Origin of the sequence: Streptomyces eurythermus (assembly GCF_014649115.1) — a bacterium.
Lineage (GTDB): Bacteria > Actinomycetota > Actinomycetes > Streptomycetales > Streptomycetaceae > Streptomyces > Streptomyces eurythermus.
The window spans coordinates 44049-69004 of the sequence record NZ_BMSK01000013.1 but is presented as its reverse complement, the minus strand read 5'-3'; the positions used below and the strand labels follow the sequence as shown (position 1 = coordinate 69004).

The window sequence follows — 24956 nt, the reverse complement described above, 5'->3', positions numbered from 1 at the left end:
GCGGCTGTGGAACCCAGGGGTCCGCGATGCGAGAACGGCCGTGATCTCCTTGACGGTCGTCGCAGGCTGCTGCCACGATCGATGGCATGACCACGCGACTGGATCTCACGCGGCGACGCCATGTCGATCTCGCACGCGTCTCCAGCGCCTCCTGTCGCGCCGCGGGCTGATCCGCCCTCCTCTTCCCTCTCCTCCGGGCGTCCGGCGCGACTGAACCCCCTCCGTCCTTCACCGGATTCGGTGTGCCCGGCGTCCCGTCGAGCGATTCCGCGACAGGGGTTCCGCGTGCCCGCTCCGGCTCGGGACGCGGTGCTCCCGACCGTCTTCTCCCGGGCGTCCCACTCGCGTACGGCCGTCCGGCGCACCCCAGAATCGAGACACCCATGGCCACCGTCCTGTCCGTCTCCGGAAGCCCCTCCGCCTCCTCGCGCACCAGCCTCCTGCTGCGCCACCTGGACCAGCGGCTCATCGCCCAGGGCCACGAGGTGATCCCGCTCGATGTCCGCACCATCCCGGCAAAGGCCCTGCTCGGCGCGGACTTCCGGCACCCCGCCATCGTCGAGGCCGCGGAGCTGTTCGCCCGCGCCGACGGCGTCGTGGTCGGCACGCCCGTCTACAAGGCGTCGTACTCCGGCGTCCTCAAGGCGCTCCTGGACCTGCTCCCGCAGTTCGCGCTCACCGGCAAAACCGTGCTCCCGCTGGCCACCGGCGGCTCCACCGCGCATGTTCTCGCCATCGACTACGCCCTGCGGCCGGTGCTGAACTCCATGGGTGCCGCCCACATAGTCCAGGGCTGGTTCACCCTCGACAAGGACATCACCGTGCGGGAGGACGGCTCCGTGGCCGTCGCACCGGCCACCGCCGAGGCCCTGGGGCACGTGGTGGACCAGTTCGCCGCCGCCCTGGACCGCACGCCCGTACTGGCGGCGGCGACCGCGAGCTGATCGGCCCGCCCACCCCACGGACACAAGCGATCGGAGACCTCCGTGTCCCTCACCTTCCACTGGTTCCTGCCCACCAACGGCGACAGCCGTGATGTCGTCGGCGGCGGTCACGGCAGCCCGGCGACCGTGTCCGGCCGGGACCGGCCCCCGACGGTCGCCTATCTGAGCCAGATCGCGCGCGCCGCGGAGGAGTTGGGCTTCGTGGCCGCGCTCACCCCGACCGGCGCCTGGTGCGAGGACGCGTGGCTGACCACCGCCATGGTCAGCCAGCACACCGAACGGCTGAAGTTCCTCGTGGCCTTCCGGCCCGGCTTCGTCTCCCCGACGCTCGCCGCGCAGATGGCGGCCACGTTCCAGCGGCAGACCGGGGGACGGCTGCTGCTCAACGTCGTCACCGGCGGGGAGAGCCGGGAACAGCGGGCCTACGGCGATTTCCTCGACAAGGACGCCAGGTACCGCCGTACCGGCGAATTCCTGCACGTGGTACGGGAATTGTGGGAGGGCAAGAGCGTCGACCTGGACGGGGAGCACCTGCGGGTCGAGGAGGCGCGGCTCAGCCGGGTGCCCGACCCGGTGCCCGAGGTGTACTTCGGCGGCTCCTCACCGGCCGCCGGCGAGGTCGCGGCCCGCTACGCCGATGTGTACCTCACCTGGGGCGAGCCGCCCGCGCAGGTCGCCGAGAAGATCGCCTGGATCCGCGGGCTCGCCGCCGCGCACGGCCGTACCCCGCGCTTCGGCATCCGGTTGCACGTCATCACGCGGGACACGGCGGCGCAGGCATGGGCGGAGGCGGACCGGCTGCTCGACGGCTTCGACCCGGAGACCGTACGGGCCGTGCAGGAGGGGCTCGGCCGCAGCGAGTCGGAGGGGCAGCGGCGCATGCTCGCGCTGCACGGCGGCAGCCGGGACGGCCTGGAGATCCACCCCAACCTGTGGGCCGGGATCGGGCTGGTGCGGGGCGGCGCGGGGACGGCGCTGGTCGGCAGTCACGAGGAGGTGGCCGAGCGCATCAAGGAGTACCACGCCCTCGGCATCGACGAGTTCGTCCTCTCCGGCTATCCGCACCTGGAGGAGGCGTACTGGTTCGGCGAGGGCGTGCTGCCCCGGCTCGCCGCGCAGGGACTGTGGACCCACCCCGACGGGCGGGCACCTGCCGCTGCCCAGGAGGTACCGGTCGCCGGCTGACCCGGCGGAGCGCGTTCCGGCGGGCAGGCTCAGGTGTCCGCCGGCGCCCCGCTCAAGGCCCGCAGATGTGCCGCGCGTGACTCGGCGGTCTGGCCCTGTACCAGCAGGAACAGCCCCTCCCGGGCGAGGCGTTGGGCGCGGGCGGTCACGGCCATCGCGCGGCCGCCGCCGGCCACCACCGCCGCCGTGGTGGCCGTACGCAGCAGCTCGTGGGCGTCCGCGCGCACCGCCAGCCGTTCCCCCACCCACGCGTCCACCGTCCTCGCCTCCGCCTCCGACTCCGCCCCGCTGGCGCGCATCGCCGTGGCCGGACGCCCCGTCCACCCCTTGGGCGGCGGCTCGTCCGCCAGCTCGTACGCCCTGCGGCGGATCCCGGCGAGGCGGGCGCGGAGCGGGGCGGCCGTGCCCGTGTCCAGCAGGGAGAGCGCGGTCTGTGTCACGCCGAAGACCGCCGGGCTGGTGTGCAGCGTCCTGACCCGGTCGCCGGCGGCCCAGCGGTCGTACGGCGTGCGCAGGGCCACCGCCTCCGCGGGCAGCCACAGTCCGTCCAGCTCCAGCGACACCGTGCGCGCGGCGGTGAGGGCGGCCAGCCGCATCGGCTCCGAGGCCCGCAGCCCCGGCTGCTCCCGGGCCTCGGCGAAGGCGAACAGGGCCTCGCCGGAGTCGGTGACCCCGGCCAGCAGCATCACGTCGTTCAGACCCCAGCCGGTGTACCAGGGCACCGTCCCGTCGAACCGCCAGCCGCCGCGCTCCGGCCGGACCCGTACCGGGCGGCGCGGATACGACCGCAGCTGCGCGTACGCCACCCCGGACAGCAGCTCCCCGCGGGACAAGGGGCCCAACAGCCTTTCCCGTGCCGGGTGTTCGCTGCGCGCCAGGGTCTGCACCGGCGTGTGGTGCTGGGTCTGCACGAACCAGGTCGCACCGCACGCCCCGGCCAGGATCTCCGCGACCTCCCGCGCCACGGCGGGCGGCACCCCCGCGCCCCCGTGGTCCGCCGGCGCGGTCACCCCGAGCAGGCCCGACCGCTTCACCGCCTCGATGTGCCCCGGGGGCACCCCCTCCTGGTCGACCCGCTCGGCCTCGGGGGCGAGCAGGTCCTCGGCGAGGCGGCGGGCGCGGACGACGAGCGGATGCGCGGTGAGATCCATGCGGGAGATTCTTCCGGGCCATCGGGCGGTATGACCGCGAGCCCCGCCCGCGGCGCCGGGCGTCGTCGACGCGGGAGGACTGGCGTGACCCTCGTCACTCCACCGGCCCCGCCGGAATGAACTTGAGGACATGAAAGGTTGCTAAATGCATCCGACTGTTCCCATGTGATCCATCCGAGGCACCGTGAACCACTCCCTGCCCGAGCGGCCCGCCGACGTCGTGGCCCGGCTGCGCGCCACCTTCGCCACCGGCCGTACGAAGTCCGTCGACTGGCGTACCGACCAGCTGCGCCGGATGCGCGCCCTGCTCACGGAACGCGGCGCCGACCTCGCCGCCGCCCTCCGCGCCGACCTCGGCAAGAGCGACACCGAGGCCTATCGCACCGAGATCGACTTCACCGTCCGCGAGATCGACCACACACTGGAGCGCCTGGCGGACTGGCTGCGCCCCGAGCCCGCGCCCGTCCCGCCGCACCTGGGCGCCGACGCCACGGCCTGGACGCAGTACGACCCGCTCGGCGTCGTCCTCGTCATCGCGCCCTGGAACTACCCGGCGCAGCTCCTGCTCGCGCCCATGGTCGGCGCGCTGGCCTCCGGCAACGCGGTCGTCGCCAAGCCGAGCGAGCTGGCCCCGGCCACCTCCGCCGCGCTGGCCGAGCTGATCCCCGCCTACCTGGACCCGGACGCGGTCGCGGTGGTCGAGGGCGGTGTCCCGGAGACCACGGCCCTGCTGGCCGAGCGCTTCGACCACATCTTCTACACCGGCAACGGCACCGTCGGCCGTATCGTCATGCGGGCCGCCGCCGAGCACCTCACCCCGGTCACCCTCGAACTGGGCGGAAAGTCCCCGGTGTTCGTGGACCGCGGCACCGACCTGGAGGTGGTCGCGGACCGGCTCGCCCGCGGCAAGTTCCTCAACGCGGGCCAGACCTGCGTCGCCCCCGACTACGTCCTGACCGACCCGGAGACCGCACCGGCCCTGGAGGCCGCGCTGGTCCGCGCGGTCGAGAGGCTGTTCGGCACCGATCCGGCGCGCTCGCCGGAGTACGGCCGGATCGTCAACGAACGGCACTTCGACCGGCTGTCCGGCCTGCTCGGCTCCGGCCGGGTCGCCGTCGGCGGTGTCGGAGACCGGGCGACGAAGTACCTCGCGCCGACCGTCCTCGCCGATGTCGACCCCGCCTCGCCCGTCATGCGGGAGGAGATCTTCGGTCCGATCCTGCCGATCGTCACCGTGTCCGGCCTGGACGAGGCCATCGGGTTCATCAACGACCGCGACAAGCCCCTGGCCCTGTACGTCTTCAGCGAGTCGGACGAGACCCGGGCGCGCGTCGCCGCCGAGACCTCCTCGGGCGGCCTCGGACACGGCCTGCCCGTCGCCCATCTCACCGTCTCCGACCTGCCGTTCGGCGGGGTGGGGGAGAGCGGCATGGGCAACTACCACGGCCGCTACTCCATCGAGACGTTCAGCCACCGCAAGGCCGTCCTGGCGAAGCCGCTGAGCTGACCGCCCGCACGCCTCTCGGGCCCGGCCGCGCGACCTCTCGGGCCTGGCCGTGCACGCCCCTCGGGCCCGGCCGTGCGTGCGGCCGGGCCCGACTGGCCTGCGCCGGACGGAAGTTCACCGTCCCGGTCGTACGTGATCGACTGGTCTAAACCCTTGACTGGTACATACCAAAGCGGTTGAGTGTGCCCAACCCCCCACCACGGCCGCTCCCGACTCCGGCGGGCGCGGCCGTGCCGTACAAAGGAGTTGGTCCGTGTCGAAACACCGCATCGCCGCGCTCCTGGCCTCGCTCGCGATCGGCGGCTCCGCCCTGGCGTTCCAGGCGTCCCCGGCCTCCGCCGCCGGTTTCGTGGTGAGCGAGTCGCAGTTCAACCAGATGTTCCCGAACCGGAATTCCTTCTACACCTACAGCGGTCTGACCGCCGCGCTCGGCGCCTACCCCGCCTTCGCGAACACCGGCAGCGACACCGTGCGGAAGCAGGAGGCCGCCGCCTTCCTCGCCAACGTCAGCCACGAGACCGGCGGACTGGTGTACGTCGTCGAACAGAACACCGCCAACTACCCGCACTACTGCGACCAGAGCCGCCCCTACGGCTGCCCGGCGGGCCAGGCGGCGTACTACGGGCGCGGCCCCATCCAGCTGTCCTGGAACTTCAACTACAAGGCCGCCGGCGACGCGCTCGGCATCGACCTGCTCAACAACCCCAACCTGGTGCAGAACAACGCGTCCGTCGCCTGGAAGACCGGCCTGTGGTACTGGAACACACAGTCCGGGCCCGGCACCATGACCCCGCACAACGCCATGGTGAACGGCGCCGGCTTCGGCCAGACCATCCGCAGCATCAACGGCTCCCTGGAGTGCGACGGCAAGAACCCCGCACAGGTGCAGAGCCGGGTCTCCGCCTACCAGCGCTTCGCCCAGATCCTCGGGGTCGCGCCGGGAGCCAACCTGTACTGCTGACGTGGCGCGGGCGCCGTGTGCGAGACTCCGCCGATGACCACGGAAACGATCACCGCGGACGCCTCCGGCACCTTCGGGCTGGGTGATCTGCCCGTCCGCCGCATCGGCTTCGGCACCATGCGGCTGACGGGCAGCGCCGCCTTCCACCACGGCACCCCGAGCGACCGGGAACGGTCGCTGGCGGTGCTGCGCAAGGCCGTCGAACTCGGGGTGAACCACATCGACACGGCGGCCTTCTACTTCTCCTCGCTGCGTTCCGCCAACGAACTCGTCAACACCGCGCTGTCCCCGTACCCCGACGACCTCGTCATCGCCACCGAGGTCGGCCCCTACCGCGACTACCACGGCGCGTGGGGCACCTCCGCCCGCCCCGACGAGCTGCGCGGCCATGTCGAGGAGAACCTGCGCCAGCTCGGACGGGACCATCTCGACCTCGTCCACCTGCGCCGGATGCGCCAGGACTCCATCGCCGAACACTTCGGCGCCCTCGCCGAGTTGCGCACGGCGGGACTGATCCGGCACCTCGGGATCTCCGCCGTGGAACCCCGGCACCTCACCGAGGCGCTGCGGATCGCCCCGGTGGTCTCCGTCCAGAACCGGTACGCCCTGGACCGGCCCGACCCGGTCGGCGACGAGCTGCTGCGGCTGTGCGGCGAGCACGGCATCGCCTTCGTCCCGTTCTACGCCGTGGCCGGAGAGGCCGGAGAACGCGGTGCGACGGCCGTGCACGACGACGCGGTGCTCTCCGTGGCCCGTGCCCACGACGCGACTCCCGCGCAGGTCCGCATCGCCTGGACGCTGCACCAGGGCCCGCACGTACTCGCCATCCCCGGCACCGGCAACCCCGGCCACCTGACCGAGAACGTCGCCGCCGGAGCGCTGCGGCTCACCGCCGCCGAGCTGACCAGCCTCGACCAGGTCCGCGGACAGGCGACCTGACGGGCGTGGGCAGGGCTGGACAAGGCGCGGGGACGAGGCGGTCCGGCCGGCCGGCTCTGGTGGGCGAGCCGGGCGGCCCGGTGGGTGGGCGTCCGGCCGTACCGCCCGGGTCGGGTGGACACCGGCCCGCCCCGACCTGACCGAGGAGGAGCGGCGTGCCCTGCCCGCGGCGGCCGTGCCGGAACGGATCTGTCCGGGAGTGACCGGCCCGTCCTACCAGATCGCCTCGACCCACTCGGGGTGGTCGATGAACGGGTTCCGGTTCTTCTGATAGGTGTCGTAGATGACCTGGTTGCGGCGCTCCTCGAAGGTGTCCGGCGGGTCCTCGTCGTTCCACTGCTTGAGCACCGACAGCCGGCCCATGCAGGGGTTGCTGCCGTTGCTGACGCTGTCGTTGCCCTCCAGGTCGGCCCAGCCGTCGCCGCCCTCGTAGCGGACGATCATGTAGAAGATCATGCGCGCCACGTCGCCCTTGACGGCGTCGCGCGGCTCGAAGGAGTTGGAATCGGTGAGGCTGCCACCGGAGTTGGTGAAGCCGCTGCCGCCGTTGTCGAAGTCCTTGTTGCCCCGGACACCGTTGACCTGGACGTCCTCCGGACGGATGTGGTGCAGGTCGGTGCCCGGACCGGTGGAGGTCGTCAGGTCGCCGTGCGAGATGGCCCACACGTGCTCGCGGTTCCAGTCGCCGACGTCACCGCCGTTGAGCGTCTTGCTGCGGGAGATGCCCGAGTACAGCAGCTTGACGTTGTTGCTGTTGGCCGGGTCCTGGTCGGTGACCTTCAGCGCCTCCCAGAGCGCCGAGTAGGACAGCTTGGTCTGGCTGCTGATGATGGTGTGCAGCGAGGACTTGAGGCTGGTGCCCGTCTTGCCCACGGCGTTCTTGTAGTACGTCGAGTCGTACGCCGTCGTGGTGGCCGCGGCGGGGGTCGCGGTGAGGGCGGGGGAGGTGAGGCCGACCAGGACGGCGGCCGTGGCGAATGCCACTGACTTCCAGCGGGCGGTGCGTATCGCCGGCATGTGGGGTCCCATCTACGCGGGTTGAACGGGGGCGGCATCCGGGAGAGTGGCATGGACATGCAGTCAAATGGGTGACGGGTGAATGTCGGTTGGATGACGGGAGTGGGCAACCGCGGAAGATTGCGGCGGCCGGGAACATCGCGTCCTTTCCGGGGTAGACGACGATCACAACCGGAGCCGGTCACGGAAGGAGACGAGCCGTGCGGAAGGGCGAACAGATCACGGGTGCGGCGCGCGAGAAGCTCGCGCGGGAGATGAAGGAGCAGTACGAGGCCGGCAGGTCCATACGGGCCATCGCCGAGGCATACGGCCGGTCGTACGGATTCGTCCACCGCGTCCTCACCGAGACGGACGTCTCCCTGCGCGGCCGGGGCGGGGAGCAACCGCAGCGGCGCCTCGGCACGGCCGCCCACTCAGGCCGGTAGCACGGCTACCACAACCTGTCGAACGTCACCGGATGGCGTGTGGTCGTCAACAACCAGACCGGCGGGGCGGGTTTCCAGGAATGCCTGGGCTACAACGGCACGAACTGCTCGGCCGTGTACCGCGCGACGGGTGAGTCCGCCGCGATCGACTGCACGCCGATCAACCCCGTCGTCCTCGTGAGGCGACCAACGCCGGATCCCGGGGTGGGGCCCTCCCCACCCCGCACAGGCCCGCTGGCCGGATGGATCACTTCCCGCTGATCGCGCAGGCTGGACACATCGCACATGTTCGTCCGATCGGAGAATCAGTGTTCAGCTCGAAGTCCTCGCGCCGTACGGTGGCGCGCACCGCCGCGGTGGTCCTGGCGGGAGCGGCGTGTGCCGCCGTGATGACCGGCAACGCCGAAGCCATCGTCAACGGGAAGGATTCCACGCAGCGTTACCCGTTCATGGTGTCGATCCCGGTGACGGGTGCGGACGACCCTGATTTCAAGGGTGTCTGCGGGGGATCGTTGATCGACTCGAAGTGGGTGCTCACAGCTGCCCACTGCGTGGACACGAGGCTCGTCACCCTGGACGGCACCGTCCGGATCGGCAGTGAGTGGAAGGACTCCGGGGGCACGGTCCGCTCCGTCGCGCAGAAGGTGTCCCACCCGGGCTACCGGAACGGCGAGGGCGTCGGCCCCAACCGCGACGACGTCGCTCTGATCCGCCTGGACCGCCCGGTCGCCGAGAAGCCCCTCCGCGTCGCCGACGACCCGGGGCGGCCCGGCGCCCCGACCCGGGTCTTGGGTTTCGGCACCATCGACGACGCGCCCGACCCCGCCAAGTGGGTCTTCCCCGACCGACTCCAGGAACTCGACACGCGCAGGGGTGCGGTCTCCGAGTGCGCTCCGGGCTACGCGGACAGCACCCGCTTGTGCACGATCAGCCAGGTGCCCGAGGCCATGGCGTGCAACGGTGACTCGGGCGGCCCCCAGCTCCGGCAGGGCCGCAAGGGGCGCTGGGAACTCATCGGTGTCACCTCGGGCCCCGGCGCCCCGGGCGTGCGCTGCAGCGAGGGCCCGGGGCTCTACACCAGCGCGCCCGCCTACACGGGCTGGATCCATGAGGTGATAGGCCACAACGGCTGATTCGGGATGCCGACCCGGTGGTGGCGCCGGTACGCACTGGTCGTAGCCGCATCGAGCACCATGACATCTGGGGAAAGAATGACTGGGTCTCCGGCAAGCCGGGCGTCTTCTACTCGTACTGGGGCGCTCATCGTGCTCGCCGTTCTCGCGCCGGCCGGATGCTCACCGGCGCATGAGGGGGGTCGGGCAGCTGCTGGAAACGCGCTGGCGACCGACGGGGCTCAGTCAAGCGGCACCGTGGGCAACGAGCACACCCGGGTGGGGGAGATCTGGTACTTCGCTCTCCCCGTGCCGTACAACACCTCGTCGAAGCCCATCGAGATCAAGGGTGTCGCGGTCGAGCACATCCCCTCCGGCATCAGGGTTCTTGAGTATGGTGCCTATGATCTGAACGACACCGAGGGCCTTCCGCTTCTCGCCAAAGAAGGCGAGTCGTACACGCCCGAATTCGCGAAACTGAAGAATTATGTCAAGCATCCTGTAAAGGTTGCGGCCGGAAAAGAAAGCAACGTTTTCTACCTGGCCAAGATGGAGATCACTGCACCGCCGAAAGATACAGTTCGAGAGTGCCGCTTCGCATATGAGCAGGGCGGCCGGGCGTATACGCAGACACTGGACTGCGAACTTGACCTCAAGGTTTCCGAGCAGGGCTCGCAAGGCAGTTGATCCCGGTGGCCGTCCGGGCTCTCGCTTGCCGCTCTGTCTCGCCCGTTCCCGGCCGGCCGCCGGCGATTTCCACCACCGGCTGGTGCTGCCGTGCGAGGCCCTGTCGGCCGTTTCCGAAAGGCTGTGACGTCCGCGCGCCGGCGGCCGGATTCACACGATCCAGGCGCCCTCCCGCATCAGATGCCGGCCGCGCAGCTCGCGTTCCTCGTGCCACGCCTGCACCGCGACCGGCCGCACCTGGAAGAACTCGTACGCCGGGCTGTCCGTGCGCGGATCCCAGCCCGTCTTCGCCGTGAACGCGTGAGCCGCCGCCTCCGGCACCTCCCCGGCGCCGAAGGCCCGTACCTCACCGTCGACCAGCACGACGTCCCGGGTGTGACCGAGGGCGAGCCGGGTGCGGCCGCCGTCGCGCAGATTGCGGCCGGTGGGGTTGGTGCCGCGTGTGCACAGCCAGAACGACTCCTCGTGCCAGACGAACCACAGCGGTACGAGACACGGCACACCGTGCGCGTCCGCCGTCGCCACCCAGATGTCGGTCTCCCGCTCCAGCCGTGCCAGCAGGTCGCTCTTGCGCCGGGCCGGGGTGCGGACCCGTTCGTCGATCGTCATGCCCGGTGACGCTACCGGGCCCCGCCCACCGGCGCCTGAGGCCCGGGTCCGTGCGCACCTCCGACTCCGGGCGTAGGTCCACGGCCCCGCACGTCCCCGACGCCGTGGTCCACCTGTCCCGGCGGGGGACGGCACCCCGCTGACCACGACGCGTGGACGGCCTTGCGGACTGCCCCACGAAGCCCATGCGCGTCACAGCCGCAGGTGAAGGCCCTGTTCTCCGCAAGCTAGGGCGAAGTGACAAGTGGCGCGGTGCGCGGCGTCGAGCGCGGTGAGATCCGGGCCGAGCGAGGGGTGTGAGCCCCGGCCGGACGTCGTCCGGCCGGGGACCGTCAGAATGGCAGGCCGGCGAAGAAGTCGTCGTCGTCGAGTTCGAGGCCGTTGTTGGCCTTGGCGGGCGCCTTCTCCGCGTTCTTCGCCCGCAGTCGCGCGTGCTCTCGGAGGCGGTCCACGCCTTTCGTCACTTCTTTCTCCCACAGCCTCTTCATCGTCGCGCTCGTGGCGGCGTCGATGAACGTGATCGCCCGGGTGGCGGCCAGGAACTGGCCGAAGCCCTGCTTCTTCACCACGACGTTGGGGATGCCCCCGGCGTCGCCGGTCCCGCCCGCCGCGCCCTCGTACTTGACGTTGGGGTTGGGCATGAACGCGTTGGGCTTGGCCGTCACGGGGGTGCTGAAGTACGCGTAGTTCTCCAGGAAACCCAACAGCTCGGGAGTGATCGGGATCTCGACCACGCGCGCGTACCCGGGACCCAGGTCGGGCACCTCCCGCACCGGGGGTTCACCGGCGAATCTCCGCTCGACCTCGATCTCGACCGCCTTGGCCCAGGCGCTCTCCCGGGAAAGGATGAACGCGTCCTCCACGGAGAAGACGATCTCACCGCGTTCGTGGCCCTTGGTGTCGAACAGGGCCTCGACCGCCTTGCCGACGTCCTGTTCCTTCGCCGCGATCCGGTAGTTGGCCTCCTCCGCCCGACTCACCCGGCGGACGAGATGTCTGCCCCGCAGGCGCTGGAGATCGTCGTGCAGCTTCCTGGCCATCTCGGCCGTGTACTGGTCCGGGTTCAGCAGCTCTTCCGGGCCGACCGACGGCGGTGCGGCATACGGGTCGTCGGAACGCTGCTGCGACCGCTCGAAGTCGGTCATCCTGGCCAGGGCCTTCTCCTCGGCGCTGACGAGGCCGGCGAATCCGGGCAGTACTCGGGCGAGGGTCCGCAGCGGCTCGGGGGCGACCTCCATCGGCCAGCCCATGATCTGGCCGTACAGCCTGCGCGCGGTGCGGGCCAGTTCCCGGTCCGACCCCATCGGCTGCCTTTTGGCGTCGATCAGATCTTTCAGCTGCTGCAACGTCGTGGCCAGGTGGGAACCTTCGGCGGCATCGGACAACTTCTTCCCCAGGCCGGTGACCACGCTCGCGATCCGGGCGCGCTGTTCGCCGACGAGCCGGTGGATGTCCCGGTACTCCAGCGCGTCATAGGCCAGAGTGTTCGGCCAGTCGGACTCCGTCGCCGGTTCGGGGTCCGGTTCCAGGCCGTGACTCACCGGCCGGCCGAACATGGCCACCGGCTCCGCGTAGCCGCGGGCCCACTGGACGCCCGAGCTGATCCGGCCGTTGAGGGCCGCGATGAGCCCCGAGCGCTTGGCCTCGGGCAGGCCGCTCGCGTTCACCAGCCGCTCGATCGTCGCCGGGGGCAGCCGCTTGTCCAGGTCGACGAGGGACTCGGCGAACCTCTCCGGCGGCACGCCGGCATAGGGCGAGCCGCTGCTGTGCGGCCCGGTGGACATGCTGTCGATCGTCTGGGTGACGTCCGTGGATTCCATGAAGTCACCCGGCTTCTTGGGTGCGCCCTGGGCGCTGACGTACATGGCTCCGCCCAGGTCCTGGCGGTACAGGTCGGCGCCGATCTTCATCCAGTTGGGCGGTTTGCGCAGGTCGAAGATGGCAAGCACCACGTCCAGGCCGACGAACGGCAGGAAGTCCGCCATGGAGGCGATCTTCGCCGCGTCCGGCCGGTCCTCATCCACCGTCCGGAAGTCGGTGACCTGGGCCAGGGTCCACTCCGCCGCCGTCTCGTCGCCGGTCGCCACCCAGGCGAACTCGGCCGGGAGCACCTTGGCCCCGGCCGCCTGGTAGATCTTGCCGGTCAGCATCTCGGCCAGCATGATCTCCTCGGCCGGCAGGGAGTTGCTCTTCTTGGCCTGCTTGGCTCCTGCGGCCGAGCTCTCGGCGGCGTCGTCGGGCTCCGGCACCGTGATCGGTCCCGGAACCCCGGCGGGCGTCCGCGGCGTCCGGCCCCGTGGCTGGCTGAATTTGAAGACCTTGTCGACCCCGTCCACCCGGACGTGCCACGGACTGCTGGATCCGCCCTTGAGCTCGGTGACGAACCGGAAGTCCTCGGGAGCGTAGGTCCGCAGGTTCCCGGCGCCCGAGCTCGACCGGGCCTGGCCGGGCGCCTGCGCCTGGTTCTCGCCCGGCGTCCCGGCGATGGTGGACTGCTCTCCTGAAGCGTGGGCCGGCTGCTCGGTCCCCAAGGCATCGTCGGCCGAGTCGTACTTCACCCGCTGCACGGAAAACGGCTGGGTGGTGGCGACCGTGCTCGCCCCGGGCCCCGACGGCCGCTGTCCGCCCGGCGCCGGTCCACGCAGTGCCCGCGAGGCGGTGGCTTCCGCCTCGCGTTCGAAGCGGTCGGACGGGTCGGAGACCTTCAGGCCCGCACCGTTGTCGGTCCCTGCCACACGGCCCCGGCGCTGCTGTATCACGTGCGTCAGCTCGTGTGCGAGGGTGTGCTTGTCGGCGCCGCCGTCGCCGATGACGACATGGCTGCCGGAGGTGTAGGCGCGGGCGCCTACCTCCGCCGCCGAGGCTCGCGCGGCCGCGTCCGTGTGGATGCGGACATCCGAGAAGTCCGTGCCGAGCCGGGTTTCCATGTCCTCGCGTGTGTCGTCGTCGAGGGGACGGCCCGGAGTGCGCAGGACGTCGTGGACGGTGGAGCGCTGTACCGGGTGCGCTGTCCGCCGGTGGTCGCGGTCGGCGTCATGCCGGTGCTCTTCCTGGACTCCTGGGTGTCCGGCCTGGAGGAGCATCTGAACGACTGCCGCGTTGCCGACGCTGCTCTGCAACGTGAGGAGGCCTGGGAGCGGCGGCCGGCTCGCCGTCCGGGGAGGACGGTCCGGTTCCCTGCCCTTGTGTTCCCGTGCCGGCCCGGCCTGGGCTTCGGAGCGCATGCGGCCTCTCCCTTTCACAGGCGAACGACTTCGCAGGCGAACGACTCCCCTCTGGATATCCGAGGCGCGGGCGGTCGCGCCAGGCACCTGAGGGCAGAGTGGGGGCAACGGCGCCGCCTTGGCGGCGTCATCGTGATCCCGCGGCACGCTTCGTCCGCGTCACAGCCGCGGATGAAGCGTGCCGGCCCGTTCTTCTTGCCGGTGGTGATGACGAGCCTGGCGGCGATCGGAGGCGCGTGCGCGGCGGCGGATGTGGCCGGCCCGGCGCCGGGGGCCCGCGACCGTAGCAGCGCGATCCAGGCGGCGCGCCGGGCTCGCGTACGGCGGGGCGGGCCCGTCGAGCGCCTCGGCGGGCCGGGGCACCAGGCGGATGCGGGCGGTGGGGTACGGGGCGGCGACCGCCCCGGAGTGACGCGCGTAGAAATCGGACTGGCGTCCACCTAGTTTTACGTATAACCTCACCGGCTAACCACTCCCCGCCGGAAGGTAGCCATGCGCCGCGTCGCCCTGGTCACCCTCGTCGTCCACGACTACGACGAGGCGATCCGCTACTACACCGAGGCCCTGGGTTTCCGCCTCGCCGAGGACAGCCCGCGGCCCGACGGCTCGCGCTGGGTCGTCGTCGAGCCCGGCGGTGAGGGGCCCGGCACCGGGCTGCTGCTGGCCCGCGCCAAGGACGCCGGCCAGAGCGTCCGGGTCGGCGACCAGACCGGCGGACGCGTGGGCTTCTTCCTGCACACCGACGACTTCGCCCGCGACCACGCCCGGATGACCGCCGCCGGCGTGACCTTCCTGGAGGAGCCGCGCCACGAGCCGTACGGCACGGTCGCCGTCTTCCAGGACCTGTACGGCAACCGCTGGGACCTGCTCCAGCCCGCCGCCCACTGACCCGACCCACAGCACCAGCCGAGGAAACGACACGCCCATGACCGCGTCCCGCATCGACACCGAGACCCTCCGCCGGCTTCCCAAGGCCGTCCTGCACGACCACCTCGACGGCGGCCTGCGCCCCGCCACCGTGGTGGAACTCGCCGCCGCGGTCGGCCACACCCTGCCCACCACCGACCCCGACGAGCTGGCCGCCTGGTACGTCGAGGCCGCCAACTCCGGCGACCTGGTCCGCTACATCGCCACCTTCGAGCACACCCTCGCCGTCATGCAGACCCGCGAGGGCCTGCTGCGCACCGCCGAGGAGTACGTCCTCGACCTCGCCGCCGACGGAGTCGTCTACGCGGAGGTCCGCTACGCCCCCGAGCTGATGCTCAAGGGCGGTCTCACCCTGCCCGAGGTCGTCGAGGCCGTCCAGGAGGGCCTGGCCGCCGGCATGGCGAAGGCCGCGGCGGCCGGCACCCCCGTCCGGGTCGGCACCCTGCTGTGCGGGATGCGCATGTTCGACCGGGTCCGCGAGGCCGCCGGACTGGCCGTCGCCTACCGGGACGCCGGTGTCGTCGGCTTCGACATCGCCGGCGCCGAGGACGGCTTCCCGCCCGCCGACCACCTCGACGCCTTCGCGTACCTGCGCTCCGAGAGCATGCCCTTCACCATCCACGCCGGCGAGGCGTACGGCCTGCCCAGCATCCACCAGGCGCTCCAGGTGTGCGGCGCCCAGCGCATCGGCCACGGAGTGCGCCTGACCGAGGACATCGTGGACGGCAAGCTCGGCCGGCTCGCCTCCTGGGTGCGCGACCGCCGGATCGCCCTGGAGATGTGCCCCACCTCCAACCTCCAGACCGGCTGCGCCACCTCCATCGCCGAGCACCCCATCACCGCCCTGAAGGACCTGGGCTTCCGGGTCACCCTGAACACCGACAACCGTCTGGTGTCGGGGACGACGATGACCCGTGAGATGTCCCTGCTGGTGGAGCAGGCCGGCTGGACGGTGGAGGACCTGCGCACGGTCACCGTGAACGCCCTCAAGAGCGCGTTCGTCCCGTTCGACGAGCGCACGGCCCTGATCGAGGACGTGGTCCTGCCGGGTTACGCCGCCGCGCTCTGAACCAGCCCCCTGAGATAGGCGGCCTGTCCGACGTGCTGGAGATCGTCGGACAGGACGCTCACCAGGCGCACGCCCAGGCTGACCGGGGGATCCCAGCGCTCGTCCACGATGCGTTCCAGGTCCTTGGCGGCCAGGGTGCGCAGCACTCCGAGGGTCTGCTCGTGGACGGCGTCGTAGTACCCGGTGAGCAGGCCGGCCGACTCCACCCGCACCTTCGCGACCTGGGCCGGGGTGTGCCCGTAGCCCGTGTCGTGCCGGGGCAGGCCGAGCCCGAACCGCTTCTGCCAGTCCTGGGCGAGCCACACCTGGTCGAGGTCGAAGGCGTCGGCGATGTGATCGTCCTGCACCCGGGTGAGGTGCCAGACCAGCCAGGCGATGGTGTTGGCGTCGGGGGCCGGGCGGTGGTGCAGCTCGTCGGGACCGAGGCCGTCGAGTACGGCGTGGACTTCTTCCCGGATACGGCCGTAGCCGTCGATGAGGATGTCCTTGGCATGCATACCGACCACCATCGCAAACCGGCGCCGCTCCCGCGCCCGGAACGCGGTGGCCGGTGCGTCAGGTTCCCGTCTCGAGCAGGGTGACCAGTGCCCGGGCGGCCGGGCTCGTGGCCCGCTCCGGCGGCAACAGGGCCACCGTCTCGTACCGCGTCTCGCCCGTGCCCTTCAGCGGCAGCGCCGTGAGCGCCGGCCGCTTGTGCCGGAAGTGCCGGGGCACGACCGCGATCCCCAGGTTCTCGTCCACCAGGTCCAGCAGACTGTGCACGTCGTTGACCTCCAGCGCGACCGTGCGCCGGACCCCGGCCGCGGCGAACGCGGCGTCGGTGGTGCGGCGCGGACCCCAGTCCGGGTGGAAGTCCACGAACACCTCACCGGTGAGGTCGCCCGGGCCGAGCACGGCCGGCGCGGCGGCGAGCCGGTGGTCGGGATGGCACAGCACCGTCATCGGCTCGTCGGCCAGCGACACCGAGCGCAGCTGGTCGCTGTCGGCCCGGGTGCGATAGGCGAAGGCCAGGTCCAGCCGCCCGGCCGCGACCTCCTCCGCCAGCTCGCCCGAACCGGCCTGCCGCAGCCGGATCTCCACATCGGGGTGCCGGCCCCGGAAGGCCGCCAGCAGCTCGGCCACCCGCACCCCGGCGATGCACTGCTCGGTGCCGAGGGCGAGCGTGCCGCGCAGCACCCCCTGCACCGCCGCCACCGCGTCGTGCGCCGCCCGTACCTGGGCCAGGATCCGCTCGGCCTCCACCAGCAGGGCCCGCCCCGCCTCCGTCAGCGTCACCCGGCGCGTGGTCCGCACGAACAGCGGCGCCCGCAACTCCCGCTCCAGCGCCCGGATGGACGCCGACAGGCCCGACTGGGACACCATCAGGCGTTCGGCGGCCCGGGTGAAATGCCTGTCCTCGGCGACCGCCACGAAGTGCTGGAGATGGCGCAGTTCCATGATTGAGCAGCCTAGCCGCTGAATCTCATCGGATTCTTCTGTTGGACCGCTGCCCACCGCCCGGGCAACAGTGGAACCGGTAGATCCTGTGCCCACCCCTCATGGAGTCGCGTTGTACACCGCACACCCCGACCGCTACGCCGACATGCCCTACCGGCGCACCGGACGCAGCGGCCTGAAGCTCCCCGCCCTGTCCCTCGGCCTGTGGCACAACTTCGGCCCCGACCGGCCGGTGGAGACCCAGCGGGCCATCCTGCGCCGCGCCTTCGACCTCGGCATCACGCACTTCGACCTGGCGAACAACTACGGCCCGCCGCCCGGCGCCGCCGAGTCCGCCTTCGGCGCGGCCCTGAAGGACGACTTCGCCCGCTACCGCGACGAGCTGGTGATCTCCACCAAGGCCGGCTACCTGATGTGGCCCGGCCCGTACGGCGAGTGGGGCTCGCGCAAGTACCTGCTCGGCTCGCTCGACCAGAGCCTGAAGCGGATGGGCCTGGACTACGTCGACATCTTCTACTCGCACCGCCCCGACCCGGACACTCCGCTGGAGGAGACGATGGGCGCCCTGCACTCGGCGGTGCAGCAGGGCAAGGCCCTCTACGTCGGCGTCTCCAACTACTCCGCCGAGCAGACCCGCGAGGCCGCCCGCATCCTCGCCGGCCTCGGCACCCCGCTCCTCATCCACCAGCCGCGCTACTCGATGCTCGACCGGCGCCCCGAGGACGAGGGCCTGCTCGACGCCCTGGACGAACTCCAGGTCGGCTCCATCGTCTACTCCCCGTTGGAGCAGGGCTTGCTCACCGGCCGCTACCTCGACGGCATCCCCGAGGACTCCCGGGCCGCGAGCGACAGCCCGTTCCTGAACTCGGACGCGGTGACCGAGGACCTGGTCGCCCGGCTGCGCGCGCTGGACGAGCTGGCCAAGTCCCGCGGCCAGACGCTGGCCCAGCTGGCGCTGGCGTGGGTGCTGCGCGGCGGCCGGGTGACGTCCGCGCTGGTCGGCGCGAGCAGCGCCCGCCAGGTCGAGGACAGCGTCGCGGCCGTCCGGAACCTGGAGTTCGACCCCGAGGAGCTGGCGCGGATCGACGCCATCGTCAAGCCCTGACGGCCTGACCCACCGGCACCGCACGAGTCCGGCCGCCCGCCCCGGCGGCACCGCACGGACCGGGACGCCCGCCCCACCGAACCGTACGAGCCCGGCCGCCCGCCCCGGCGGCCGGGCTCGCCGTGTACGCCGGCCCTCTCAGGCCGCGGGCAGCACACCGGACCACGACGCTGCCGCACCGCTGGATTCCGGTCAGAGCGGGTGCGGAATATACCGGGAGACTGGCCGGAAAACATGGTGACAGTGGTTCAGCAGTGAACATACTCGACTGTGCGGGCTTCACTTCCAGCGAGGCCCCGATCACGCACCGCACACGAGCCGCAGCGAAAGCGAGGCCGGCCCGCAGGCGGACGACGCGACGGGGGAGTGCGCATGCACGACGAGTTCCTGTGCCATGTCACCGCGTACGGCACCTGCGGCGGACAGCGCATCGGGGTACCGCTCGGCACCTACCGGGCCCCCACGCTCGCGCTCGCCCTGTGGTGGCTGCGCGACCGGGCGAGCTGGATCGCCGACCGGCTCGACCCCCGCCCGGAGGCCGCGTACTTCCCGCCCGGCGCGCTGGTCCCCGTCGCGGACACCGTGCCCGACGTACCGGCCGTCCTGCGCGCGTGGTGCGGCGACCCGGACCGGCAGGAACTGGTCGCCGACGAGCTGGCCGCGGGCCGGCTGGTGCGGATCGCGACCGGCGACGACACCACCGAGTACGAACTGCTCGCGGAGTCCGTCGACGCGGTGCGCATGCAGCGGACCATACCGGCGCTGATCGTCCCCGTCGCCTGACCTCCGGGTCGCCGGGTGCCCCGTCGAGGGCCCCGCCGTGAGCGGTGCCCCTGTGCGCGGTCGGCGAACGCGCCGGAGGGACTGCGGGGCCGGGCACGGGGTACCAGGACTGGAGCGACGGCGACCGGCCGCACCGGGCCCTTTTCGAGAGAGAACAGCATGACCGAGCACCTGGGCGGGGAAGTGATACCGACTGGCTTCGACGTACCCGTGGAGCCGCTGCGGCGCGCGGCACACTACACCGGCGCACCCGGCTGCATCGCCGAGGCACGCGCCTTCGCCGACCGGTTCCTCGAGCAGCTGCGGACCGAGTGGTGCGCCGACGTCGACGACCGGGCCGGCGGCGAGCTGCTGCTGGTGGTGAGCGAACTGGTCACCAACGCCGACCAGCACAGCAACGGCCCCTACATCCTGGAGCTGGAGGGCACGGACAGCTCGGTCGTGGTGTCCGTGTACGACAGCAGCACGGCTCTGCCCCGCCGTTTCCCGAAGAACCCCGAGCGCGTCGGGCGGCACGGACTGGAGATCGTGCACGCGCTGGCCACCGAGGTCACCGTGGAACGCGTTCCCGTGGGCAAGCGGGTACGGGCCGTCTTTCCTTTGAGCCGCTGAGCCCGTGTGACCCGTGTGAGCGGGCCGGTGTCACTACGTGGCCCGTCGGTCCCGGCCGCACCTGATCCGGCCGGGACCCTGACTCGGTCCCCGGACGTCAGGCGCAGCCCAGTTCGCCGAGCATCCCCTGGCGCAGCCGGGTGATGATCCGCTTGATCAGCCGGGAGACGTGCATCTGGGAGCACCCCAGCCGCTCCCCGATCTCGGCCTGGGTGGCCTCCTCCACGAACCGCAGATGGATGATCTGCCGGTCGCGTTCGCTCAGCTCCGCCATCAGCGGGGCCAGCGCGTGGAAGTCCTCGACGAGCCGCAGCCCCTCCTCCTCCACGCCGATGAAGTCGGCGAGCACCGCCTCGCCGTCCTCGGGGCCGTCACCGGTGAGCGCGGCGTCCAGGGAGGCGGAGTTGTAGCCGTTCGAGGCCAGCTGGGCCTCGACCACCTCCTTCTCGGGCAGGTTCATCAGCGTGGCCAGCTCCGCGACCGTCGGGTCCCGGTCCAGCCGGCTGGACAGCTCCTCGCGCGCCTTGGCCAGCTCCACCCGCAGCTCCTGGAGCCGGCGCGGCACATGGACGGCCCAGGTGGTGTCCCGGAAGAACCGCTTGATCTCGCCGACGATGTACGGCAGCGCGAACGACGTGAACTCCACCTCGCGCGACAGCTCGAACCGGTCGATGGCCTTGATCAGGCCGATCACGCCGGTCTGGACGATGTCCTCCATGTCGTCGCCACGGCCCCGGAACCGTCCGGCCGCGAACCGCACGAGCGACATGTTCATCTCGATGAGTGTGTTGCGCGCGTATTGGTACTCGTGCGTTCCCTCTTCCAGCTCCGCCAGACGGCGGAAGAACTGGCGGGACAGCTCCCGAGCGTCGCGCGGCGCGACGGACGCCGGGTCCGTGATGCCAGGCAGTGACCCCTCGGCCGTTCTGTCCTGCTCGGTCTGCTCGACGACCTCGGCTTCCGACCGGATCCCGGCGGCGGTGTTCATTGCCTCTCCCACGAAAGTCACGGTTCGACGTCTCCCTGTACGGCCTCCGGGCCGGCACCCGGTGGGGCCGGCTCCAGTGTGCAGGCAGCGTCTCCAGCGAGTACCCGCTGCGCGGCGGGTCATGCCTGCTCGCGGAGCCGCTCACGGCGCGGGTACCCATGGTGACGCATCGCATGCCCCCGCCGCGCCGCAGTGGCGCGAAACAGCCGGTCGGGCGTGGTCCGGCCCGGGATTTCCCTCAGGGCGCAACTCCGGTCCTTGCCCCGGACGGCATCACTCCTAGGCTGACGGGATGAGCAACCCGGTGAGCGACGAAGCCCGAGTGATCCCCCTGCGACCGGCCCCGGCCCGCCCTCGGGCGCCTCGGACCGAGCCCGCCCCCAGGGAGCCCCTGTGGCGTGATCTGGTCGGCGAGGTGCTGCGCAGCGAGCGGCGGGAGCAGGAACGCACCCTGAAGGAGGTGGCCGACGCGGCCCGGATCTCACTGCCGTATCTGTCGGAGATCGAGCGGGGCCGCAAGGAGGCGTCGTCCGAGGTCCTCGCGGCCGCCGCGCACGCCCTCGGCCTGAGCCTCGGCGACCTGCTGGCGCGGGCGCACGGCGAGCTGTCCCGCCGTACGGCCGGCCACCACCGGGCGGCGGCCCCGCGGCCCGGCTCGTACCGCGGTCTCTGCCTCGCCGCCTGAGCCCGGCACCGGGCGTACCGGGGCCCTGCCCGGCCGGCCGGGCCCCGGTGGCCGGAATCTTTCACCTGTTCGAATGAACCGGTGGCCGGGCCGATGAGTTCCGCGGCGTGGCACGGTCTGCCTCCATGACCGTGTTCCCCGACGTTCCCCGTCCCGTTCCACGCCCCGGGAGGCGCTCATGACCGCCGACGCGTTCACCACCTGTCTCTGGTTCGACGGCAAGGCGGAGGAGGCCGCGCACTTCTACGTGTCCGTGTTCAAGAACTCCGCCGTCGAGCGTGTCGTGCGGTGGCCCGAGTCCGGGCCCGGCCCGGCCGGTTCCGTGCTGTCCGTGGAGTTCACGGCCAACGGCCAGAGGTTCGTCGCGCTCGACGCCGGCCCCGAGTTCACGTTCGACGAGGCCGTCTCCTTCCAGATCCTCTGCGCCGACCAGCAGGAGATCGACCACTACTGGACGAAGCTGACCGAGGGCGGCGGCGAGGGCGGCCCCTGCGGCTGGCGCAAGGACCGGTACGGCCTGTCCTGGCAGGTCGTCTACGCCCCGCTGCCCGACATGATCGCCGACCCGGACCCGGAGCGGGCCGGACGCGCCCTGCGCGCCATGATGGGCATGGGCAAGCTGGACGCGGCCGGGCTGGAACGGGCGTACGCGGGGGAGTAGCGGCCGCCCGGCGCCCGTCACGGGTCCCGGCTCGGCGCGCGGGCCGGACCCCCGATGGCTAGCGTGAACAAACGGGGACACATCACTCCAGGAGGGCCGTCGGCATGGCCGTACAACCCGAAGGAACGCCCTGTTGGGCCGACGCGATGTTCAGCGACGTCGAGGGAGCCAAGCGGTTCTACGGCGATGTCCTCGGCTGGACCTTCGGCGAGTCCTCGTCGGAGTACGGCAACTACACCCAGGCCTACGCCGACGGCAAGGCCGTGGCCGCCGTCGTCCCGCCCATGCCCGGCCAGGAGGGCCAGTCGCAGTGGTGCCTGTACTTCGCCTCGCCGGACGCCGCGGCCACCGCCCGCAGGATCCGGGAGGCCGGCGGCGAGGTGCTGCTGGAACCGATGCGGGTCGGCGACTTCGGCACGATGTGCCTGGCTCGTGAGCCCAGCGGCGCCGTGTTCGGCGTGTGGCAGGCCGGCGCCCACGAGGGCTTCGAGGCGACGGCCACGCCCGGCGCCTACTGCTGGGCCGAGGTCTTCACCAGGGAGCCGGAGCAGGCGGACGCCTTCCTCGCCTCCGTCTTCCCCTACCGGATGAAGGAGATCGAGGACGACGCGGTGGACTACCGGATGTTCGACATCGGCGAGGACACCGTCCTCGGCCGGATGCGGATGACCGAGGACTTCCCGCCCGAGGTGCCCTCGTACATCAACGTCTACTTCGCCGTCGACGACTGCGACGCGGCCGTCGCGCGTGCCGTCGAACTCGGCGGCATCCTCCGCTTCGGGCCGATGAGCAGCCCCTTCGGACGGTTCGCGGCGCTCAGCGACCCGCAGGGCGCCGACTTCTCGGTGATCGACATCACCACCACCGAGGGACAGATGCCCGCGATCAGGGACGTCTGACCGGCCCCGGCACGGCCCCGCCCGCGGCCATGGCATCATCGAGCGCATGCGTGAACGTGTGGTGGCCGCGTGCGACGGGGCTTCGAAGGGAAACCCCGGACCGGCCGGATGGGCGTGGGTGGTCTCGGACGGCGACGAGCGGACCCCCGCCCGCTGGGCGGCGGGCCCGCTCGGCCGGGCCACCAACAACGTCGCGGAACTGACGGCGCTGGAGCGGCTGCTCACGGCCGTCGACCCGGATGTGCCGCTGGAGATCCGGATGGACTCCCAGTACGCGATGAAGGCCGTCACCACCTGGCTGCCCGGCTGGAAGCGCAACGGCTGGAAGACCGCCGCCGGCAAGCCCGTCGCCAACCAGGACCTGGTGGTCCGCATCGACGAACTCCTCGGCGGCCGGTCCGTCGAGTTCCGCTACGTGCCCGCCCACCAGGTCGACGGCGACCCGCTGAACGACTTCGCCGACCGCGCGGCCAGCCAGGCGGCGTCCGTCCAGGAGTCCGCCGGCAGCGAACTGGGCTCCCCGGAGCCCCCGCCGTCGCCCGACACCCCGGCGGCGGCCGGGGCGCCGCGCCGGAAGGCACCCCGCCGCGCCGGCGCCGGCGCGTCCTCGTCCTCGTCGTCCTCCCGGACCATCAAGGCCAAGTTCCCCGGCCGCTGCCTGTGCGGCCGGTCCTACGCGGCCGGCGAGAAGATCGCCAAGAACGCGCAGGGCTGGGGCCACCCGGAGTGCCGTACCGCCGAGGCCTGATCAGGCGTCGAACGTGTAGTACGCGGTGTGGTCCAGCAGATCCGCCGGGCGCACGGTGTTCCACGGCTTCATGGTCTCGTTCAGGTCCACCACGTCCGGCGTGCCGCCCGTCGGCACATACGCGGAGTCCGGGTGCCGCCGCTGCCACTCGGCCCACAGCTTGTCGACGTAGGCGTGGTGCAGCCAGAACACCGGGTCGTTGGGGGAGACCCCGGTGGCCATCTGCCCGCCGACCCACACATGGACCCTGTTGTGCAGATTGACCCCGCGCCAGCCCTCCAGGTGGTTGCGGAAGCCCTCCGAGGCGCTGTTGTACGGCGGCAGGTCGTAGGACGATATCGTCAGCACCGACTCCACCTCGGCGCGCGTGGGCAGTTCGGCCACGCTGGTGCCGAGCGAGCGGCGCAGGAACGTCCGGCTGTCGACGCGCACGTTGATCGGCCAGTTGCCCGTGGACGCGGCGAACGGCCCGTCCATCACCCGGCCGTCGGTGCTGCGCCCGGTGCCGCCGAGGAAGTCCGGCGCCCACAGCGAGGCCCGCACGGTGCGGTCGGTGCTCCAGTCCCAGTACGGCAGTGTGACGGAGGAGTCGACGGACTGCAGCGCCTGCTCGAAGTCGAGCAGGAATCTGCGGTGCCAGGGCAGGAACGAGGGGGAGCGGTGGCCCGTCCGCTCCCCGCTGTCGGTGTCCGACATGATGAACTCGTTGTGCGTGCGGACGAACTCGTCGTAGCGCCCGCTGCGCTTGAGTTCGAGGACGGCGGCGACGAACCTGCGCTTCTCGTCGGCGGTCAGGGTGGCCTGGTTCTTGCGTACGGTCATGGTGCGCGGTGCTCCGAAGTCCTTGCTGGGGTGGTCAGTTGGCGGGGAACGGCAGCAGCGGGGCGCCCTGCAGCTCGTCCACCGCGGCACGGGCGGCGGCGCGCGGGGTGGGCACCGGGTCGTAGTGGCTGACGACGCTGATCCAGCTGCCGTCGGCGTTGCGCATCACGTGCAGCCGCACGCCGTCGATGAACACCTCGTATCCGCCGCCGTGTTCGTGGTGGTGTGCGCCGCCGGCCGCCGGACGGCCCTGTATCCGGCGGCCCTTGTAGACCTCGTCGAAGGACTCGGGCGCGGCGGGCTCGTGGTGGCCGGCGGCCGACGCGGCGGGGGCGGCGAAGGTGACGGCCGCCGAGGCGGTCGCGGCGACGGCGGCTGCCGCGGTGAGCGCGCGGCGCCGGGTGATCTCGGGCATGCGTGTCCTCCGGAAGAGTGAAGATTTGGTGACGACGCATGCCT

The 24956-nt window shown here is 71.7% G+C and carries 27 protein-coding genes; 18 read left to right on the top strand and 9 right to left on the bottom strand.

Going from position 1 to position 24956, the window contains the following annotated elements; genetic code table 11:
• Positions 1–86: 86 nt before the first annotated feature.
• From IE251_RS42165 to IE251_RS24535, 3 genes are all read left to right on the top strand, one after another.
• Positions 87–170: a putative leader peptide gene (locus tag IE251_RS42165; RefSeq protein ID WP_350966843.1), complete on the top strand. Its 84-nt coding sequence runs from the start codon at positions 87–89 to the stop codon at positions 168–170.
• 213 nt (positions 171–383) lie between these two features.
• Positions 384–944, top strand: a complete 561-nt coding sequence (ssuE, locus tag IE251_RS24540; protein ID WP_189755165.1) for an NADPH-dependent FMN reductase — start codon at positions 384–386, stop codon at positions 942–944.
• Between the two features lie 42 nt (positions 945–986).
• A complete protein-coding gene (locus IE251_RS24535; RefSeq protein WP_189755164.1) occupies positions 987–2129 on the top strand; it encodes an LLM class flavin-dependent oxidoreductase in 1143 nt (380 codons plus the stop codon).
• Positions 2130–2158: 29 nt separating this feature from the next.
• Here the strand turns inward: IE251_RS24535 and IE251_RS24530 are convergent, their stop codons facing one another.
• Positions 2159–3280, bottom strand: coding sequence for an acyl-CoA dehydrogenase family protein (locus IE251_RS24530; protein WP_189755163.1), 1122 nt, complete (start codon positions 3278–3280; stop codon positions 2159–2161).
• Positions 3281–3464: 184 nt separating this feature from the next.
• Here IE251_RS24530 and IE251_RS24525 point away from each other — a divergent pair, with 184 nt between their 5' ends.
• From IE251_RS24525 to IE251_RS24515, 3 genes are all read left to right on the top strand, one after another.
• Positions 3465–4787 carry an aldehyde dehydrogenase family protein gene (locus IE251_RS24525; RefSeq protein ID WP_189755162.1) on the top strand — a complete coding sequence of 441 codons (1323 nt, stop codon included), beginning with the start codon at positions 3465–3467 and terminating at the stop codon, positions 4785–4787.
• 295 nt (positions 4788–5082) lie between these two features.
• Positions 5083–5748: a chitinase gene (locus IE251_RS24520; RefSeq protein WP_229896929.1), complete on the top strand. Its 666-nt coding sequence runs from the start codon at positions 5083–5085 to the stop codon at positions 5746–5748.
• A 33-nt stretch (positions 5749–5781) separates the two neighbouring features.
• Entirely contained in the window at positions 5782–6687 is a 906-nt protein-coding gene (locus tag IE251_RS24515) for an aldo/keto reductase (protein ID WP_189755160.1), read from the top strand.
• Between the two features lie 213 nt (positions 6688–6900).
• On the opposite strand, the gene IE251_RS24510 is transcribed toward IE251_RS24515, so the two are convergent.
• Positions 6901–7704, bottom strand: coding sequence for an endonuclease I family protein (locus tag IE251_RS24510; protein ID WP_189755159.1), 804 nt, complete (start codon positions 7702–7704; stop codon positions 6901–6903).
• Positions 7705–7904: 200 nt separating this feature from the next.
• On the opposite strand from IE251_RS24510, the gene IE251_RS24505 reads away from it, so the two are divergent.
• The 3 genes from IE251_RS24505 to IE251_RS24495 all read left to right on the top strand — a co-directional run bounded on the left by IE251_RS24505 (position 7905) and on the right by IE251_RS24495 (position 9928).
• Positions 7905–8129, top strand: coding sequence for a helix-turn-helix domain-containing protein (locus IE251_RS24505; RefSeq protein ID WP_189755158.1), 225 nt, complete (start codon positions 7905–7907; stop codon positions 8127–8129).
• Between the two features lie 308 nt (positions 8130–8437).
• Complete coding sequence (locus tag IE251_RS24500; protein WP_229896911.1) at positions 8438–9262, top strand: S1 family peptidase; 825 nt, start codon at positions 8438–8440, stop codon at positions 9260–9262.
• A gap of 132 nt (positions 9263–9394) precedes the next feature.
• Positions 9395–9928 carry a hypothetical protein gene (locus tag IE251_RS24495; protein ID WP_189755156.1) on the top strand — a complete coding sequence of 178 codons (534 nt, stop codon included), beginning with the start codon at positions 9395–9397 and terminating at the stop codon, positions 9926–9928.
• A 150-nt stretch (positions 9929–10078) separates the two neighbouring features.
• Here IE251_RS24495 and IE251_RS24490 read toward each other — a convergent pair whose 3' ends face one another.
• Together IE251_RS24490 and IE251_RS42325 are read right to left on the bottom strand one after the other, a co-directional pair.
• On the bottom strand, positions 10079–10537 hold the full coding sequence (locus IE251_RS24490; RefSeq protein ID WP_189755155.1) for a pyridoxamine 5'-phosphate oxidase family protein: 459 nt from the start codon (positions 10535–10537) through the stop codon (positions 10079–10081).
• Positions 10538–10869: 332 nt separating this feature from the next.
• Positions 10870–13761 (bottom strand): eCIS core domain-containing protein, encoded by a 2892-nt coding sequence (locus tag IE251_RS42325; RefSeq protein ID WP_200692160.1) that lies wholly within the window; start codon positions 13759–13761, stop codon positions 10870–10872.
• Between the two features lie 492 nt (positions 13762–14253).
• Between IE251_RS42325 and IE251_RS24480 the strand changes: the two genes are divergently transcribed.
• Both IE251_RS24480 and IE251_RS24475 read left to right on the top strand, forming a co-directional pair.
• Positions 14254–14649 carry a VOC family protein gene (locus IE251_RS24480; protein WP_189755154.1) on the top strand — a complete coding sequence of 132 codons (396 nt, stop codon included), beginning with the start codon at positions 14254–14256 and terminating at the stop codon, positions 14647–14649.
• 37 nt (positions 14650–14686) lie between these two features.
• Positions 14687–15757 carry an adenosine deaminase gene (locus IE251_RS24475; RefSeq protein ID WP_189755153.1) on the top strand — a complete coding sequence of 357 codons (1071 nt, stop codon included), beginning with the start codon at positions 14687–14689 and terminating at the stop codon, positions 15755–15757.
• On the opposite strand, the gene IE251_RS24470 is transcribed toward IE251_RS24475, so the two are convergent.
• Together IE251_RS24470 and IE251_RS24465 are read right to left on the bottom strand one after the other, a co-directional pair.
• Positions 15739–16254: a mycothiol transferase gene (locus tag IE251_RS24470; RefSeq protein WP_189755152.1), complete on the bottom strand. Its 516-nt coding sequence runs from the start codon at positions 16252–16254 to the stop codon at positions 15739–15741. The two genes, IE251_RS24475 and IE251_RS24470, sit on opposite strands and share 19 nt — an antisense overlap.
• 58 nt (positions 16255–16312) lie before the next feature.
• Positions 16313–17194: a LysR family transcriptional regulator gene (locus IE251_RS24465; RefSeq protein ID WP_189755151.1), complete on the bottom strand. Its 882-nt coding sequence runs from the start codon at positions 17192–17194 to the stop codon at positions 16313–16315.
• A gap of 112 nt (positions 17195–17306) precedes the next feature.
• On the opposite strand from IE251_RS24465, the gene mgrA reads away from it, so the two are divergent.
• From mgrA to IE251_RS24450, 3 genes are all read left to right on the top strand, one after another.
• Entirely contained in the window at positions 17307–18299 is a 993-nt protein-coding gene (mgrA, locus tag IE251_RS24460) for an L-glyceraldehyde 3-phosphate reductase (protein WP_189755150.1), read from the top strand.
• A gap of 372 nt (positions 18300–18671) precedes the next feature.
• Positions 18672–19082 carry a hypothetical protein gene (locus tag IE251_RS24455; protein WP_189755149.1) on the top strand — a complete coding sequence of 137 codons (411 nt, stop codon included), beginning with the start codon at positions 18672–18674 and terminating at the stop codon, positions 19080–19082.
• A gap of 159 nt (positions 19083–19241) precedes the next feature.
• Positions 19242–19694, top strand: coding sequence for an ATP-binding protein (locus IE251_RS24450; protein WP_189755148.1), 453 nt, complete (start codon positions 19242–19244; stop codon positions 19692–19694).
• Positions 19695–19791: 97 nt separating this feature from the next.
• On the opposite strand, the gene IE251_RS24445 is transcribed toward IE251_RS24450, so the two are convergent.
• Positions 19792–20682: an RNA polymerase sigma factor SigF gene (locus IE251_RS24445; protein WP_189755355.1), complete on the bottom strand. Its 891-nt coding sequence runs from the start codon at positions 20680–20682 to the stop codon at positions 19792–19794.
• Positions 20683–20974: 292 nt separating this feature from the next.
• Between IE251_RS24445 and IE251_RS24440 the strand changes: the two genes are divergently transcribed.
• The 4 genes from IE251_RS24440 (at position 20975) to IE251_RS24425 (ending at position 23675) form a co-directional block, all read left to right on the top strand.
• Entirely contained in the window at positions 20975–21367 is a 393-nt protein-coding gene (locus tag IE251_RS24440) for a helix-turn-helix domain-containing protein (protein ID WP_189755147.1), read from the top strand.
• A 178-nt stretch (positions 21368–21545) separates the two neighbouring features.
• On the top strand, positions 21546–22028 hold the full coding sequence (locus IE251_RS24435; protein WP_189755146.1) for a VOC family protein: 483 nt from the start codon (positions 21546–21548) through the stop codon (positions 22026–22028).
• 104 nt (positions 22029–22132) lie between these two features.
• Positions 22133–22927, top strand: a complete 795-nt coding sequence (locus IE251_RS24430; protein ID WP_189755145.1) for a VOC family protein — start codon at positions 22133–22135, stop codon at positions 22925–22927.
• A 34-nt stretch (positions 22928–22961) separates the two neighbouring features.
• Positions 22962–23675 (top strand): ribonuclease H family protein, encoded by a 714-nt coding sequence (locus IE251_RS24425; RefSeq protein ID WP_189755354.1) that lies wholly within the window; start codon positions 22962–22964, stop codon positions 23673–23675.
• Here the strand turns inward: IE251_RS24425 and melC2 are convergent, their stop codons facing one another.
• Complete coding sequence (melC2, locus tag IE251_RS24420) at positions 23676–24497, bottom strand: tyrosinase MelC2 (protein ID WP_189755144.1); 822 nt, start codon at positions 24495–24497, stop codon at positions 23676–23678. It lies immediately after the preceding gene.
• 34 nt (positions 24498–24531) lie between these two features.
• Positions 24532–24912, bottom strand: coding sequence for an apotyrosinase chaperone MelC1 (gene melC1 / locus IE251_RS24415; protein WP_189755143.1), 381 nt, complete (start codon positions 24910–24912; stop codon positions 24532–24534).
• Positions 24913–24956 lie beyond the last annotated feature (44 nt).

Bases quoted from the DNA above. Each gene is read 5' to 3' on its own strand.
- IE251_RS42165 (WP_350966843.1), top strand. From the start codon at position 87: ATGACCACGCGACTGGATCTCACGCGGCGACGCCATGTCGATCTCGCA.
- ssuE (WP_189755165.1), top strand. From the start codon at position 384: ATGGCCACCGTCCTGTCCGTCTCCGGAAGCCCCTCCGCCTCCTCGCGC.
- IE251_RS24530 (WP_189755163.1), bottom strand. From the start codon at position 3,280: ATGGATCTCACCGCGCATCCGCTCGTCGTCCGCGCCCGCCGCCTCGCC.
- IE251_RS24515 (WP_189755160.1), top strand. From the start codon at position 5,782: ATGACCACGGAAACGATCACCGCGGACGCCTCCGGCACCTTCGGGCTG.
- IE251_RS24510 (WP_189755159.1), bottom strand. From the start codon at position 7,704: ATGCCGGCGATACGCACCGCCCGCTGGAAGTCAGTGGCATTCGCCACG.
- IE251_RS24490 (WP_189755155.1), bottom strand. From the start codon at position 10,537: ATGACGATCGACGAACGGGTCCGCACCCCGGCCCGGCGCAAGAGCGAC.
- IE251_RS42325 (WP_200692160.1), bottom strand. From the start codon at position 13,761: ATGCGCTCCGAAGCCCAGGCCGGGCCGGCACGGGAACACAAGGGCAGG.
- IE251_RS24480 (WP_189755154.1), top strand. From the start codon at position 14,254: ATGCGCCGCGTCGCCCTGGTCACCCTCGTCGTCCACGACTACGACGAG.
- IE251_RS24475 (WP_189755153.1), top strand. From the start codon at position 14,687: ATGACCGCGTCCCGCATCGACACCGAGACCCTCCGCCGGCTTCCCAAG.
- IE251_RS24470 (WP_189755152.1), bottom strand. From the start codon at position 16,254: ATGCATGCCAAGGACATCCTCATCGACGGCTACGGCCGTATCCGGGAA.
- IE251_RS24465 (WP_189755151.1), bottom strand. From the start codon at position 17,194: ATGGAACTGCGCCATCTCCAGCACTTCGTGGCGGTCGCCGAGGACAGG.
- IE251_RS24455 (WP_189755149.1), top strand. From the start codon at position 18,672: ATGCACGACGAGTTCCTGTGCCATGTCACCGCGTACGGCACCTGCGGC.
- IE251_RS24450 (WP_189755148.1), top strand. From the start codon at position 19,242: ATGACCGAGCACCTGGGCGGGGAAGTGATACCGACTGGCTTCGACGTA.
- IE251_RS24445 (WP_189755355.1), bottom strand. From the start codon at position 20,682: ATGAACACCGCCGCCGGGATCCGGTCGGAAGCCGAGGTCGTCGAGCAG.
- IE251_RS24440 (WP_189755147.1), top strand. From the start codon at position 20,975: ATGAGCAACCCGGTGAGCGACGAAGCCCGAGTGATCCCCCTGCGACCG.
- IE251_RS24435 (WP_189755146.1), top strand. From the start codon at position 21,546: ATGACCGCCGACGCGTTCACCACCTGTCTCTGGTTCGACGGCAAGGCG.
- IE251_RS24430 (WP_189755145.1), top strand. From the start codon at position 22,133: ATGGCCGTACAACCCGAAGGAACGCCCTGTTGGGCCGACGCGATGTTC.
- melC2 (WP_189755144.1), bottom strand. From the start codon at position 24,497: ATGACCGTACGCAAGAACCAGGCCACCCTGACCGCCGACGAGAAGCGC.
- melC1 (WP_189755143.1), bottom strand. From the start codon at position 24,912: ATGCCCGAGATCACCCGGCGCCGCGCGCTCACCGCGGCAGCCGCCGTC.